Annotated in this window: 14 protein-coding genes; 1 reads left to right on the forward strand and 13 read right to left on the reverse strand. The window is 36.0% G+C overall.

Features of this window, described 5'->3' with window-relative positions:
• Nucleotides 1-160: 160 nt before the first annotated feature.
• The 13 genes from htpX to NXG62_RS04000 all read right to left on the reverse strand — a co-directional run bounded on the left by htpX (nucleotide 161) and on the right by NXG62_RS04000 (nucleotide 14,081).
• The gene (gene htpX / locus NXG62_RS03940; RefSeq protein ID WP_427114235.1) at nucleotides 161-1,015 is read right to left on the reverse strand and encodes a zinc metalloprotease HtpX; all 855 of its coding nucleotides are present in this window, start codon (nucleotides 1,013-1,015) and stop codon (nucleotides 161-163) included.
• A 140-nt stretch (nucleotides 1,016-1,155) separates the two neighbouring features.
• Nucleotides 1,156-1,710, reverse strand: a complete 555-nt coding sequence (locus NXG62_RS03945) for a hypothetical protein (protein ID WP_427113675.1) — start codon at nucleotides 1,708-1,710, stop codon at nucleotides 1,156-1,158.
• 139 nt (nucleotides 1,711-1,849) lie between these two features.
• On the reverse strand, nucleotides 1,850-3,505 hold the full coding sequence (locus tag NXG62_RS03950) for an EAL domain-containing protein (protein WP_427113676.1): 1,656 nt from the start codon (nucleotides 3,503-3,505) through the stop codon (nucleotides 1,850-1,852).
• Between the two features lie 412 nt (nucleotides 3,506-3,917).
• On the reverse strand, nucleotides 3,918-4,550 hold the full coding sequence (locus NXG62_RS03955) for a site-2 protease family protein (protein WP_427113677.1): 633 nt from the start codon (nucleotides 4,548-4,550) through the stop codon (nucleotides 3,918-3,920).
• A 189-nt stretch (nucleotides 4,551-4,739) separates the two neighbouring features.
• A complete protein-coding gene (locus tag NXG62_RS03960; RefSeq protein WP_427113679.1) occupies nucleotides 4,740-5,555 on the reverse strand; it encodes an amidohydrolase family protein in 816 nt (271 codons plus the stop codon).
• Between the two features lie 68 nt (nucleotides 5,556-5,623).
• Nucleotides 5,624-6,208 carry a hypothetical protein gene (locus NXG62_RS03965; protein ID WP_427113680.1) on the reverse strand — a complete coding sequence of 195 codons (585 nt, stop codon included), beginning with the start codon at nucleotides 6,206-6,208 and terminating at the stop codon, nucleotides 5,624-5,626.
• Nucleotides 6,209-7,051: 843 nt separating this feature from the next.
• A complete protein-coding gene (locus NXG62_RS03970) occupies nucleotides 7,052-7,597 on the reverse strand; it encodes a glutathione peroxidase (RefSeq protein WP_427113681.1) in 546 nt (181 codons plus the stop codon).
• A 13-nt stretch (nucleotides 7,598-7,610) separates the two neighbouring features.
• Complete coding sequence (locus tag NXG62_RS03975; protein ID WP_427113682.1) at nucleotides 7,611-8,123, reverse strand: ferritin; 513 nt, start codon at nucleotides 8,121-8,123, stop codon at nucleotides 7,611-7,613.
• 51 nt (nucleotides 8,124-8,174) lie between these two features.
• On the reverse strand, nucleotides 8,175-9,656 hold the full coding sequence (locus tag NXG62_RS03980) for an aldehyde dehydrogenase family protein (RefSeq protein ID WP_427113683.1): 1,482 nt from the start codon (nucleotides 9,654-9,656) through the stop codon (nucleotides 8,175-8,177).
• Nucleotides 9,657-9,866: 210 nt separating this feature from the next.
• On the reverse strand, nucleotides 9,867-10,361 hold the full coding sequence (locus NXG62_RS03985; protein WP_427113684.1) for a pyridoxamine 5'-phosphate oxidase family protein: 495 nt from the start codon (nucleotides 10,359-10,361) through the stop codon (nucleotides 9,867-9,869).
• A gap of 79 nt (nucleotides 10,362-10,440) precedes the next feature.
• Nucleotides 10,441-11,037, reverse strand: coding sequence for a nitroreductase family protein (locus NXG62_RS03990; protein ID WP_322351591.1), 597 nt, complete (start codon nucleotides 11,035-11,037; stop codon nucleotides 10,441-10,443).
• A gap of 284 nt (nucleotides 11,038-11,321) precedes the next feature.
• Nucleotides 11,322-13,784, reverse strand: a complete 2,463-nt coding sequence (locus NXG62_RS03995; RefSeq protein WP_427113685.1) for an FAD-dependent oxidoreductase — start codon at nucleotides 13,782-13,784, stop codon at nucleotides 11,322-11,324.
• Nucleotides 13,785-13,793: 9 nt separating this feature from the next.
• Entirely contained in the window at nucleotides 13,794-14,081 is a 288-nt protein-coding gene (locus tag NXG62_RS04000; protein WP_322351590.1) for a metalloregulator ArsR/SmtB family transcription factor, read from the reverse strand.
• Nucleotides 14,082-14,315: 234 nt separating this feature from the next.
• Between NXG62_RS04000 and nfsB the strand changes: the two genes are divergently transcribed.
• A complete protein-coding gene (nfsB, locus tag NXG62_RS04005; protein WP_427113686.1) occupies nucleotides 14,316-14,975 on the forward strand; it encodes an oxygen-insensitive NAD(P)H nitroreductase in 660 nt (219 codons plus the stop codon).
• The last annotated feature ends 120 nt before the right edge of the window (nucleotides 14,976-15,095 follow it).

A 15,095-nucleotide genomic window follows, 5' to 3' on the forward strand; every position in this document is an offset into this window, starting at 1 on the left:
TTACCGCCTGTATACCATAAATTAATTCAAAAAAAATCCCCACACAATATGTAGTGACCCCATAAAGTTAGATTTCTAGGTCTAATTTATGGGGTCACTACAATAACGTGCAAGGATTTTTACAATATTATATAACCAAACAAAATAAAAAACGTGCCGTTTAATGATGAAGTTTACGATCCAGATCTTGCAATCTTTGAATCCGCTTTTCTGTAGGAGGATGTGTACTAAACAAATTAACTAATCCACCGGAAACGCCACTGAAAGGATTTATAATACACATATGAGCGGTAGCGTTTGTAGCTCCCGGCATAACACGATAATGCGCATAATTATCAATTTTCCCCAAGGCTCTGGCTAAAGCCAACGGGTCGTCAATCATGCGCCCGCCTTCTTCGTCAGCCATATATTCACGAGTTCGAGAAATGGACATCTGAATAAGAGCCGCCGCAATAGGAGCAATAATAATAGTTGCTATCAAGGCAATCGGATTACTGCCTTCATCATCATCACTGCCCCGGCCAAATATTGCTGCCCACTGAGCGATATTGGCTATCATAGAAATAGCACTGGCAAAACAAGCTACAATTGTACTGATAAGAATATCTCGATGTAGTATATGAGACATTTCATGTGCTAAGACACCACGTATTTCTTCATCATCCAGCATTTCCAAAATACCGGTCGTCGCCGCAACCGCTGCATGTGAAGGATTGCGCCCCGTTGCAAAAGCATTGGGAACTTCCGTCGATATAATATATACCTTTGGCATAGGAAGATCCGCACGTTGTGCCAAATCCTTCACAATTTGATATAAACGATGCGATGAATCGACTTCTTCCGCATGATACATACGCAGTACGATAGAATCACTGAACCAATAAGAGAAAAAATTCATTCCCATGGCAATCAAGAACATGATATACACACCTTGTCGGCCACCAAAGGTTCCCCCAATTGCCATCATGATAACGGCCAGCAACGTCATCAAGAAAACTGTTTTCAAACTGTTCATCATTATAGGTCTCCTCTATTCTTAAAACGCTACTGCGGTAAAAATATACCGTAATAGTATTATATATGAGGTTAAATTTCCTGTCAATATATGGGATATGTGCATATATCCCATCCCCTCATTGTATGGTAGTTATATAGTTATTGATTTAGTATACGATTATTAAACCGCCGGATAGTAATGACATATTGATTTTCATCTTTTTCATACCGATATGATACCACAATAGATATATCCTTCTGCTTCCAAAAAACAAAATCCGATGCTTGGGCAACCGGCATGTCCTCTACGCCGGACCAAACAGTTGAAACCGCTCTGTCATATATTTCTTTTGCTATTTTTTTACTGTCCGTTTTAAAATAACAATCAAATGCAATAACTTTAGCCGATCCAGCCGGAATGGCCGTTGTTATTTTTATCCCTTCCAGAAGTGTTGTGCCATCAATTTTAGTTTCGCGTTCCGCCTTTTCATTTACTCCCATTTCATTTTTATAAAAACTCCAATCGGGAAGCATTGAAAAATCAAGATCAAAATCCGATTTAGGCATGCCAAGATATACAGTATTATAAGATGTCAATGGATCTGCAGCTATTTCATCAACTGCTTTATTATAGTCAAATGCCGCACAAGAAAAAAAAGCGGTAGACGTCAAAACAGCACTACTAAAAAAAACACAAGCTTTTTTATTTATCACATTGCCGCCTCCTGTCATTTTTTCATAGCTTAATCCTTCAAAATATAATTTTAAAATATACATTCAATAGATTAATGACTAATTTCATTATACCACAGGATGTTTTCTTGCAAAATAAATTTATCTGGTTGAACAAAAGTTAATGAATATGGATTGCATCAAGTCTGTTATTATATTCATCTTCAGGCATAGGTGCATAATAATAAAATCCCTGTATCATAACATATTGCTGTCGTTTTAAAAAAATAACGGCATCTTCCGTTTCAACACCTTCAGCAACTACACCAAGCTGTAAATGATTCGCAATAGTCAGCACATCACTTAATAATATCCGTACCCGTTCATCCGTATCAAAGTCATCAAAAAACAGTTTATCTATTTTAATTTCATCGACAGGGATATTTTTCAAAAAATTCAAAGAAGAATAGGATGAACCAAAATCATCCATGCTGACTTTGAATCCTACTTGCCGAAGACATTGGATCATCTTCACCATATTTTCCATTCGTTCAAAAAATACACGTTCCGTAATTTCTATAACAATCCATTGCGGATCAACATTATATTCCTGCAATATAGCTAACATATGCGGCACAGTGGTTGTATCCAGCATGTGTACTCTTGAAAAATTAACAGATACAGGTACTATATATTGGTGATGATTCAAGCGAGACCGTATGTGCTGGCATACCTTACGCAATACGTAAAAATCCAATAAAACTATTAAACTATTTTTCTCTAATAAATCAATGAAGTGATTCGGACGCATTACCTCTCCATTAGGTAAAATCCATCGCACCAATGCTTCACTGCCGGCAATAACATCGAGCCGTGAATCTATCTTAGGCTGATAATATACTGTAATTTCATTATTTTTTAAGGCATGGATAAAGAGAGGCAAAATAGAATTTTCCAGTGCATATCGTTTAGACAGCAGATCATCAAAAACAGAAAATCCATTGGTATTACTGCATGCATTCGCCCCTGCAAACATGGCATATGCACGCATTTTCCTTAAGTTCTCATGGACATCCCGTACCTCATATATCCCATAATGAAACAAACGAGACCGAAATGTAATAAATTGGTGTATCTTTTGCTCATTGTCATGAAGGCGTATCATAATTTCATGAATTGACCCGCCTCGCAAAAGACATAAAAAATTATCAGCATTCACACGGGCACAAATTTCTCTGTTTTTACAAATATCCCGCAAAAAATTTGCCACTTTAACTAAAACCCAGTCTGCTTTTTCTGGTCCATACAACATGATAAACCGCCTGAAATCATTGATATTTATACTGATTAAAAAATATTTATCATCTGCCGGCCAATTCTCCAATAATATTTTACAATGTTCATCAAATCCTTCTACATTTAAAAGATTTGTCAATCGATCGTGATACGACAAATATGCTAAATTAACCAAATGTTCTAACATAGCATTAAATGAGCTGGATAAATCATTGGAGAATTGGAGACGCTGTTCATAATCACCCGCAGTAATACGATCCATCAGCCAAATTAAATGCTGCAGCATTCCATAAACTGACTTAATAGGATCACATATTACATTTTCTGGCGAAGGTAGTCTCACTCTTTGAATATTCCCAGAAGACAATTCATTAGCAAACGTTCGTTCTTCCAGAATGAATTTCAATAACATATCCATCGTATCTGCCAAACGATTTTCAGATTCTTGTAGTCCGCATCGATCTAACTTTGCCGTCTCCGGCCTATAAATAATGTTATTCAAATACTCCCGCAATCTATAATCTATACTCTGAACCGTCATCTTACAACTCCCATATCTGCCGCCAGACGGATCTAAATCAGCATGCCTATAATTACATGCCTGCCAGCAGGTTCTCCAGACAGCATATTTTCTCTTTTAGTATGTTTCAAAACACTGGTAATGGTTTTTGCATTATAACAGTATACGCCTTACTGCAGATTATTCCTCATACCTATATCGGCACTTCGTATTACGCTATTAAATTAATTTTCATCAAAAAACCATATATAAATGTAGTTCCATTATAATGCCTATTAGCTATACATTATAGTGTTTACATATAACGTAAGAGAATAGTTTTATTAACTTTATTATAATAAACCAGCCTATATTATGCAAGTTTATTATAATAAAGCAACAAAACCGCATGTATTGCTGAAAGCAATACATGCGGTTTTGTCCCAAAGGGCAATTATAGTGTAATAAAAATTGAAATAATTGCCGTAAAGATGTTCAATATCAGATGTTGCAAGGGAATTAATATACTGCCCAATATGGGAGTCATCATCAATCCAATTAATATCAAAAAGCTATAGCGTTCAATGCTTATAAGTTTATAAGACCATTCCGTAGGAAGAAACGTCATCAATACTTTTGATCCGTCTAACGGCGGCAAGGGAATCATATTAAAAATTGCGAAGTTAATATTATACAACACAATCAAATAAAATACCAAGTGTAACCCATAAGACATCGGAAAACCTAATTTCACAAAAATGACCATGAACAGCAAAGCAATAAAAGCTGTAAGCAAATTAGCAGCCGGTCCAGCCAATGACACAAGAAGTTCTCCTTTTCGCCAATCACGAAAATTACTAGGTGTGATCATCACCGGTTTTGCCCACCCAAACTGCACAATCAACAACATCAACAATCCAATGGGATCCAAATGAGCCAACGGATTTAAAGTCAGTCTACCCGTTAACCGAGGAGTATTATCTCCCATTACATCGGCAATGCGGGCGTGAGCATATTCATGGATTACCATTGCAATAATCAATCCGGGAATACCGGCAATAATACCTATTATATTAAATCCAAACATGGAATTCCTCCTAAAAAAAATAATGTACAATGTACATTATATATGAAAAAACATATAATAACAATATATGTTCGGTAAACCTTCCATGTATTTTCAAGTTTAATGAACAGCATTAAATTCTTTGTTATGTTACACACCGGAATATACGAATAAATCTGTAAAATAATCATTTTCTCACAAACCTGTTTATCATTCATATCCTAACTTATATATACTATTAGCATTTTTAAAAAACACATTATCCCAACACTCCTTGGGAATAATATTTTTAGTAAAGATAATATAGTCTCCCAAATTAGCCAGCGGCCAATCCGTTCCAAACATAATTCTATCATAACAATCCAGGTAGGCCAGCCAGTTGTCCAGCATTTGCAAATATCCATGTTTTTTTTGGAAAAAAATAGAAAAATTGCGAATTTTCCCCTCTAACAATCCTGATAAGTCAGTTGCGACATTGCTATTTTTTTCCAAAACAGCAACCGCATCCTGCAGAAAGGGATTTCCCATATGGCACATGACAAACTGCACATCAGGATATTTGACCGCTGCTTCATCAAGCGTAAGGGGATGACTATATTTAAGCAGTGCGGCAGAAGTTGCTGTCAGTCCGGTATGAACAGCAACCGGTTTACCATATTTTCTTGCCAGTTCATAAAATGGATGGAGAAAATCTTCATACACATAAAAATGATTATACCCAGGATAAAGTTTAATCCCCACACAAGTTTTTCGTTTTAAATGTTCTTCTACCAACGCTGCCTGCTGTGCGATGTCTTTTGTATTAAAAACCGAACTATCGAGACCTACACAATAACTCATAAAATTTGGATATATGTGATCTTTAAGAGACAACGTCTTATTTCCCATAACAATACCATGAACAATGCCATTATCCGCATATGCTTGACGTAAATGTTTCTCAGTGTTCATATGCCCCGCTGTAATAGCAAGTTCATTAAATTTTTCCCAATCACAAAAATGAAAATGCGCGTCGATAATTTTCATATGTATATGCCTAACCCTCCGTAATTTTTACTCAAAAGCTATAGGTATAAATGAACATAAACAAGTAGTCAATTCACTTGACTGGAAATGTGATTATGTTCTTTTAAAACTTGCCGCATCATAAAATCAAAAAGTTGATTTCCCATTTTCATCGTAAGACGGATATATTTCTGCAATTCTTCATCACTGGGCTGCCCCATTAAGTTATACCGTCTTTTATATTCCCTTATTTTATCATTTTCTTCCCCTACAAGAGATATCATATATTTACAAATAGACTCACGAAATTTTTCTGCAATATCCTGATTATGAATCATAGCCGCATTTCCCATATGTTTGATATAGTTACTGACCTTACTGTAAAATTGTTGAATCCTTTCGGTATCTGGGTTATTCACAATTTCCAAATAATGTTCCAACATTTCCGGGTTTAAAGAAACATTACACCTAATCAAAAAATTATAAGCCTCAATACTTTCATAGGATTTACCAAGAAGATACAACGTTTTTCCCAACGCATAATAAATTTCCGCCTTCTCTTCTAATGATTCCGCCTTCTTTACACATTGGCGATATATTGTTTCTGCCTGTTCATAATTTCCTTTTTTAATACATTGCACTGCTTGTTCCATTGAATGTGCGTCTTCTGCCATAACGATTCCTCTCTTCTTCTCTAATTAGTTGTCATTTACGGACATTATGAGTTTATTATATTATTTTTATCTCTTAATGTCTAATTTATATCTGACTACGACCAGTGTCTCAAAATAAACAAGGAGTGACTATCCTATTAAAAAAATTCAAATAACAATAAAATACTCAATTTTCATGGATATTCTGTTTAAAGCAGACAAATTGCATTATTTCAACCAAGACATATTACTATCTTACCCGATTCTTAGAAAACATATGTATAATCCGCATTGATTTTTCATGTCCGGATAATAGAACCATTACAGATATGTTTAATATCTGCATATACCGTAGATTCTTTATTCAATTTATAATTTGTTTCTAACTCATATTCAAATCCAGTTTCAAAAATGTTGCCACTAAAATAGTTTGCTTTGCCATCAACATACACATGCGTATCTATACTTTCTACAAAATGATGCAAAACAGTAAATTAAGCCTATACATTATGATTATTTCCTAATTTTTTTCTATCAAAATTCTCCCGCTCAACCGAACTGTATCGATTATAGAATTTTTGACAGGAATGTTATCGTGGTCACCGGCATTACAGCAGAGAAAAAACAAGATATCTTAGCAGTAGAACCCATGTGTGAAGAATGCGCCGCTACCTAAATACCTATGCTTAAAAGAACGGAGAATAGAACAACTATATCTGATAGTATCGGATACATAAAATGTTCCACTTATTTATTTCAACACACAAAAAAACGGAATACCCACATACTGTGGATATTCCGTCTAAAACAAAATTTATATTGTATAACTTCTATGCACACAACACAAACTTTCAATACATATATTCATATCTTTTTTTGTATAATAGGATCAAGTTCCTCTGGGGTAACAGTAGGTTCATACCGCCCTAATACAGTACCATCCCTGCCAATTAAAAATTTAGTGAAGTTCCATTTTACTTCATTACCTTCCAGATTATCTGGATAATGTTCTTTCAAAACATCACGAATTACCTTACCGCCTTCTTTATCAAGTTCAAAGCCTTGGAAAGGAGCTTGTTTTGTAAGATACTTAAAAAGCGGATGTGCATTTTCTCCACGTACATCAATTTTTGAAAACATAGGGAATGTCACTCCATAATTTAATTTGCAAAAAGACGCGATGGCATCATCATTTTCGGGTTCTTGTGCTAAAAATTGATTAGATGGAAAACCCAAAATAACAAATCCCTTTTTCTGATATTTTTGATACAACTTTTCTAACCCTTCATACTGTGGCGTAAAGCCGCATTTACTTGCTGTATTAACAATTAATACAAGTTTTTTTTCATACTGGGACAAAGATACTTCCTGTCCTGCAATATTTTTAACTTTATAATCATACACCGTCATTAAAATTCCCCCTTTATATCGTCAAAGTAGGCGGAGCATACACACGAGCGGTCAGTTCCGAATCAAGAAGATACAAACCTTTCGGATCTTTTCCAAAAAGATCATACCGTTTTACAACATCTTCCGTATTTTTTTCTTCTTCCCCTTGTTCTTTAACAAACCAATCTAAAAACTGCATAGTACGAAAATCCTTCTGTTCATATGCAGCCGCATATAGGGTATTAATTGACTTCGTTATAGCTTTTTCATGCTGCAATGCGGCATTCGCCGGTTCACGAAAATCAGTAAAAATAATCTTAGGAGCTTTTATATCTTGTAAAACAAAACGTTCATTATTATTCAGCAAATACTGTGTAAATAACATGGCATGGTCTCTTTCTTCCTGCGTTTGGACATAAAACCAGTTACCAAATCCATTAAGATTCTGATCCATGTAATATCCATATATATCTAAGTAAAAATACGCTGAAAACCATTCAAGATTAATTTGGTTATTAATCAATGCTACCATTTTTTTATCTATCATTTTCATCTATCCCCTTGCTGTTTCAAAACAAAATTTTCTTATTACGCTATATCAACTTTCATAAAATCCGCTCGGCGTTTCTGACAAATTAATAAAAATATTTTTAGTTTGTGTATAATGCTGCAAAATCATCTTGTCCGTTTCACGTCCAATACCGGACATTTTATATCCGCCAAACGGAGCTCCTGCCGGAATAGCATTATAGGTGTTAATCCACATGCGTCCTGTTTCAATTCCTCGAGACACCCGTATAGCACGATTAATGTCCCGTGTCCAAACAGCGCCGCCCAATCCATATTCACTGTCATTAGCCATAGCGATAACGTCTTCTTCATTCTTAAACTTTAATATGCACACAACAGGTCCAAATATTTCCTCTTGTGCAATCCGCATATCGTTTGTTACATCGGCAAAAATAGTCGGTCTGACAAAGTTGCCTTTATCCAACCCATTATCCATGATCTTTTCGCCACCGCATATAAGCTTAGCCCCTTCGGCTTTTCCTATTTTCACGTATTCTAAAATCTGATCAACCTGTTGTTTGTAAATCTGCGATCCCATTTGCGTATCTTTATTCCAAGGCAAACCTACTTTTACTCGATTAAAGCGTTCCGCTAAATCGTGAATAAATTTGTCATAAATACTTTCCTGAACAAAAATACGTGATCCGGCACAGCAAACTTGTCCTTGGTTGAACAAAATCCCCATTTGCGCTCCATCCATAGCCATATCCCACTTGCAGTCTTCAAAGAAGATATTCGCAGATTTCCCGCCTAATTCCAATGTTGCCGGAATCATTTTTTCCATAGCTGCCTTGTATACTCCTCGACCAACTTCTGTAGAACCCGTAAATGCCAGTTTCTGTAAACCCGGATGATCTAATAAATATTGTCCCGACTTAGATCCGCTGCCTGTAATTATATTAATGACACCCGGTGGAAGAATACCTTCAATCAAACGCATCCATTCCAATACACTCAAAGAAGTATGACTAGACGGTTTCAATACGGTAGTACATCCCGCCGCCAATACAGGTGCCAATTTCCAAGCAGCCATAAGGAACGGGAAGTTCCAAGGAATAACTTGCCCGACAACACCAATAGGTTCCCGTAGAACAATGCTTAATGTTTGTTCATCCAGCATAACTGCTCGGCCTTCTTCAGTTCTAATTGCTCCTGCAAAATATCTAAAATGATCGGCAGCCATAGGTATGTCAACATTTCTGGTTTCTCTGATAGGTTTTCCATTATCTAACGTTTCAACCATTGCCAAATGATCTGCGTTGGCATCTATTACATCTGCAATTTTCAATAAATATTCTTGACGTTGAATCGGAGAAACTTTTTTCCATGTTTTCAACGCTTCTTTTGCTGCTTTAACAGCAGTATCCACATCTTCCTTAGTTGCCTGCGCACACGTGGACAATACTTCTCCATTGGAAGGATTATACGCTTTAAACACAGCTCCATCACTAGCAGGAACCCATTTTCCATTAATATACAATTGATATGAGTCTTGTAAATACTGTTTCATAAGTACCATTCCTCCTTTAAGCACACAAATTATTAGCATACCAAAAAAGCAATTTAATATTACCTTTTAATTATATGATACCAAATATTTCAATTTAATCAATCAATAATTTTATTAAAACTTCATAATCTACTTAAATGTATAGCAAACAAGTTACTATATATTTAACGAATGATATATAGAGTAACTTGTCTGCATATTACTTATATATTATTTGTCCTTATCTGTTAAGCAAAAACCACCCTTGCAAAAGGTTACTTCCACTTCCGGGCTATAGGTCATTGGTAAGTTAATGTTGGAAACTACAGTCCTGTCCGTACGCATATAATTTACTTCATGAACAATGACTTGATATAAAATAATACTGTCTTCTTCATTTGCTGAAAAATAATGTTTCATTTCCGGCACATGGTTAAGCATCATATCCCGCACTAAACGAAATTGAGGAGTCCCCGGTTTCGTTGCATCTTTAACTTGTCCAAAAACAGTTACGACACTGGAATCTTCTCCCATAAATCCCAATTCTACACGAGGATTTACACTTAGATCGCTGACTTTTTTAGAATCAAACCGACTGAAGAGCCATAAATGACCTGTTTCATCAACAAAAACCTTCATAGGACGAATCCGTGGCCGCTGTCCATCTACAGATGCCATAAATGCCGGTTCTTTTTTTATAATAGCAAGTACCTGATCTTCATACATAAAATATTCCTCCTTTTTATCATATACATCTAGTATACGATACACAAAAATTTTATATTATATATCTATCCTCTTATCATTATTTAAAAATCAAAACGCGTTTATCAACCGATTTTTTTTGTATAGGATCTGGTTGTTTTACAGCTTCACCAAATGGCATTTGCGCTATTAATTTCCAAGACTCGGGAACATGAAATATTTTTTTTATCTCTTCATCAATAATCGGATTATAATGCTGTAAATTAACACCTAATCCTAATTCCGACAAGGCCGACCATAAAGCAAACTGCATCATACCATTCGCCTGTTGTCCCCATACCGGGAAATTATCAGCATATAGTGCATATTGTTCCTGCATTTGTTTTACTATCTGTATATCATCAAAATATAAAATCGTTCCATATGCTGCGGCAAAAGAATCAATTTTATTTTCTGTTGTTGAAAAATTCTCCGGAGGAACTATTTCTTTTAATATATTTTTGGTGATATCCCAAATTTTTTTATGATTTTCGCCAAAAGCTACAATGATATTCCCCGATTGCATATTAAAAGCTGATGGTACCTCTGGAACGACGCTCTCTATTGTTTTAATAATTTGATCCTGAGAAACAGGAATATGTTTCCCCAATGCATAGTTGGTACGACGCTTTTGAATAACTTCCTGAAAACTTAACACATGAATCACCTCCATAATTATTTTATCTCTTTTTAATTTATCGATATTCTTATTTAATTATCATTATTTGTTATGTACTAATTATATATCTTTATTTGAAATAAATCAATACTTTTTTTATATATTTAAAAATAAATGTATTTCTTTTCAAATAAACAAACAACCCTGCTACCTGCTTGTTTATTAAATACAGGCAGATAACAGAGCTGTAAAAATTTTATAATTTTTAGAATAGTATATATAAGGCAATAATATTGCCTTATATATACTATATCTTAAAATCTTTATATGAATAAACTCATATTCCCATTTTCGGCAGCACCTAAAAAGGTTGCCACACCGCCAACATCCACACCATCCAGCAATTCTTCCTGGCGAATTCCCATAACATCCATTGACATTTGGCAGGCAATCATATGAACACCTCCTGCTTGCGCGCTTTGAATAAGGCTTTCTAATGATTGAATATTTTTATCCTGCATAATTTGCCTCATGAATTTAGTCCCCAAACCCATCATATTCATATGAGACAGTGTTAAACTACGACTGCCCCGAGGCATCATCCAGCCAAACATTTTTTCTATCAAGTTTTTTTTAACCGATACCTTTTCTGACCGGCGTAATGCATTCAATCCCCAAAAAGTAAAGAACATAGTAACTTTTTTCCCCATAGCTAACGCACCGTTTGCAATAACAAAAGCCGCTAAAACTTTATCCAAATCTCCGCTAAATACAATAATAGTTTTATCATCAGGTACTTTCATTCCCGATAGAGACGGAAATGCCGTTGAACTAATAACGTCTTTTTTTTGTATCCACACGGATACCAAGCCTTTCTGGCGTTCACGCTGAAGCAAGATATTGCCAGTTCGTTCACACCACGCCTGGCTATCACTATAAAATCCAGGATCAGAAGCAGTAAATTTAGCAATAGTACCGACAGGTACTGTTTCCATGCGCTCCCGTAATTTCATCAAGGGACCTGGGCAACTTAATCCGGTTACATCAAAAGCTAATACCTGTTTATCCATTGCGTAATTTTCTTTTTTTTCTTCCGTATTGCAGCAATCATGGCAAGAGCCATCTATTATTTCTTCTTGAATAGAAAACTGCTGATCTTTTGCTGCCATATATCCTCCCAGCAAATTTTTAACTGTATACCCGTGCTGCCGCAGCAGTCGTTCAGCAAAATATCCTCGCTGCCCTATTTGGCAGTACGTAACAATAGGAACGGATCTATCCAACTCTTCAAGATGATCACGCAGCACTTCCAAGGGAATATTTAAAGAATGAGGCAACTGGCCGGCGGCACATTCATCGGGCGTCCGTACATCTAAAAGGACAGCACCCTTGGCGGTCATATCCATCATTTCATCATAAGAAACGGGTTCCGTTAATCCATCCAATATATTTTCTGCCATATATCCTGCCATATTCACCGGATCTTTAGCCGACGAATACGGCGGCGCATATGCTAATTCAAGTTCAGCTAAGTCATGAACCGTATGCCCCTGACGAATCATGCTTGCCAAAACATCGATTCGTTTATCTACCCCTTCGTACCCGGCTATTTGTGCTCCCAAAACTCGTCCTTCATTGTCAAAAATAATTTTTAAAGCCATTTTCACTGCTCCGGGATAATATCCTGCATGAGAATCAGGATATACTTTAGCTACATGATAAGCTGCGCCGCGTTGTTTCAATGTACGTTCATTTTCCCCTGTCGCCGCAGCAGTCAAATCAAATACTTTCAAAATGGAAGTTCCCAAAACACCTTCATAACGTTCTGAGTGCCCTGCTATATTATTTGCTGCAATACGTCCTTGGTGATTAGCCGGACCCGCTAATGCAATTGCTGTTTTTTCTCCATTAATAATATGTGTAATTTGCACTGCATCGCCAACCGCATATACATCAGGTATACTTGTTTGCATCTTTTCATTCACCATAATATATCCGCGTTCCGTCAAAGCAATGCCGCTTTGTTTCAAAAAGGCCGTATCCGGTCTAACGCCGATAGACAAAACAACAAAATCAGCATCTATTTTTGTGCCGTTTGCTAAATGTACTCGGACTTGCGAAGGCAGAGGTTCAAAAGATTGTACACCATTTCCCAAGATAAGCTGAACCTTATGCTGAACAATTTCTCGTTCCGCAATGTTCACCATATCGGTATCAAACGGCGCCAAAATGTAGGGAGCTCCTTCAATCAGCGTAACGTTCATACCACGCTGCTGCAAATTTTCAGCCATTTCTACTCCGATAAACCCACCGCCGATTACAGCCGCATGTCCATTCCCTTCGTATTGATCCGCCCATTTTCTCAATACATCGGCATCCGGGACGTTGCGCAACGTCCGAATACGTTCGTTATCAATTCCCGGAATAGGAGGTCGTACCGGCTGAGCTCCCGGCGACAAAAGCAATGCATCATAGCTTTCTTCATATACCCGATCACTTGATCGCACCGTAACTATTTTATTAGCTGTATCAACAGAAATGACTTCACTTTCTGTTCGTACATCAATATGAAATCGACGATGAAATTTTTCTTTTGTCTGTACAAGCAATCGTTCTCTATCTTGAATAACATTTCCTACGTAATAAGGCAGTCCGCAATTTGCAAAAGATATATAAGAACCGCGTTCTATTAAAATTATTTCAGCATCTTCATCTAATCTTCTCAATCGTGCGGCAGCAGTAGCTCCACCAGCTACACCACCAACAATAATATATTTTTTTATCATATTCTCACCTCATTGTTCAGAAAATAAAAAAGGTAAAAGGTTCCCTATTACATCCATATTTAATTTATAATATATTTTTGTACCTTCTCGTGTCGCCAATATAATTCCTGCCGTCCTCAATTTTTGCAGATGCTGAGAAAGTGTTGATTGCGGTGTTTCCAGGCAAGATTGCATATGCGAAACATTGCAACCTCCATTTTCCCATAATCCTCGTACAATGCAAAGACGAACAGGATGCGCAAGCACTTTCAGTATTTCTGCTTTTTCATTTAATTCATTAAAATCGGCAATTGCCATTTTTATGTCCTCCTTTATAATTTGTTATATTTATATATTAAGATATTTGAATATATAAGTCAAGTCTATTTTTTTAATTATGCTCATTGAAAAAGATACGATTACACGACATCATGAATCGTAAAATAATTTAGTGTAAAATAAATATTTCTTGTATTAATGACAAAAAACAATTACAATTCAAATAGGAAATATATAACTTTATTACTATTATAAAAAAGAAGGGATACACTTATGAATATAACAACTATCACCTCACACCGCTATGCTACGAAAGCATTTGATGCATCAAAACGCATTCCACCTGAAATATTTTCGCAAATAGAAAATTTACTGCAATTGAGTCCTTCCAGTGTAAACATACAACCTTGGCATTTTATCATCGCTTCTACAGAAAAAGGACGCAGCCGTATTGCAAAAGCTATGGCACCAGAGCAATATGAATATAATATACCTAAAGTATTACAGGCTTCTCATGTCATCGTATTTTGCGCTAAGTCCAATATAGAAGACGAATATATTCAACATATCACCGATACAGAAGAGCAAAGCGGCCGGTATACTACCGCCCAATCAAAAGAAAAAGGATTGCAGGGCCGTACATATTTTGTTAATACACATCGTTTTGATCGACAGGACAGTACCAGTTGGTTAAGTAAACAAGTCTATTTGAATCTAGGCACTGTTCTGCTTGGTGCTGCACTTCTTGGATTAGATGCAACTCCTATGGAAGGATTTGACGAAACTATAATGGACACAGAATTTCAGCTTTGTGAACAAGGATATACCGCTCTTGTAGTCCTTGCTTTGGGGTATCATGCTGAAAATGATTTTAACAAATCACTTCCTAAATCCCGATTAGAAAAAAAAGAAATTTTCACTGAATTAGATTAAACAACCAATTGTAATATAGTGTGAAAATTATGAAAAAACTATGAATGGTGTAGTGTTACATCATCAATAGTTTTTTTATAATATTTCTTGACTTGTTTTATCCAGAATACTATAATAGAA

Source organism: Megasphaera sueciensis, from assembly GCF_050219315.1.
GTDB classification, from domain to species: Bacteria; Bacillota; Negativicutes; order Veillonellales; family Megasphaeraceae; genus Megasphaera_A; species Megasphaera_A sueciensis.

Bases quoted from the DNA above. Each gene is read 5' to 3' on its own strand.
- NXG62_RS03985 (WP_427113684.1), bottom strand. From the start codon at position 10,361: ATGTATGAAGATCAGGTACTTGCTATTATAAAAAAAGAACCGGCATTT.
- NXG62_RS03995 (WP_427113685.1), bottom strand. From the start codon at position 13,784: ATGATAAAAAAATATATTATTGTTGGTGGTGTAGCTGGTGGAGCTACT.
- NXG62_RS03975 (WP_427113682.1), bottom strand. From the start codon at position 8,123: ATGATAGATAAAAAAATGGTAGCATTGATTAATAACCAAATTAATCTT.
- NXG62_RS03980 (WP_427113683.1), bottom strand. From the start codon at position 9,656: ATGAAACAGTATTTACAAGACTCATATCAATTGTATATTAATGGAAAA.
- htpX (WP_427114235.1), bottom strand. From the start codon at position 1,015: ATGAACAGTTTGAAAACAGTTTTCTTGATGACGTTGCTGGCCGTTATC.
- NXG62_RS03960 (WP_427113679.1), bottom strand. From the start codon at position 5,555: ATGAAAATTATCGACGCGCATTTTCATTTTTGTGATTGGGAAAAATTT.
- NXG62_RS04000 (WP_322351590.1), bottom strand. From the start codon at position 14,081: ATGGCAATTGCCGATTTTAATGAATTAAATGAAAAAGCAGAAATACTG.
- nfsB (WP_427113686.1), top strand. From the start codon at position 14,316: ATGAATATAACAACTATCACCTCACACCGCTATGCTACGAAAGCATTT.
- NXG62_RS03950 (WP_427113676.1), bottom strand. From the start codon at position 3,505: ATGACGGTTCAGAGTATAGATTATAGATTGCGGGAGTATTTGAATAAC.
- NXG62_RS03970 (WP_427113681.1), bottom strand. From the start codon at position 7,597: ATGACGGTGTATGATTATAAAGTTAAAAATATTGCAGGACAGGAAGTA.
- NXG62_RS03965 (WP_427113680.1), bottom strand. From the start codon at position 6,208: ATGGCAGAAGACGCACATTCAATGGAACAAGCAGTGCAATGTATTAAA.
- NXG62_RS03955 (WP_427113677.1), bottom strand. From the start codon at position 4,550: ATGTTTGGATTTAATATAATAGGTATTATTGCCGGTATTCCCGGATTG.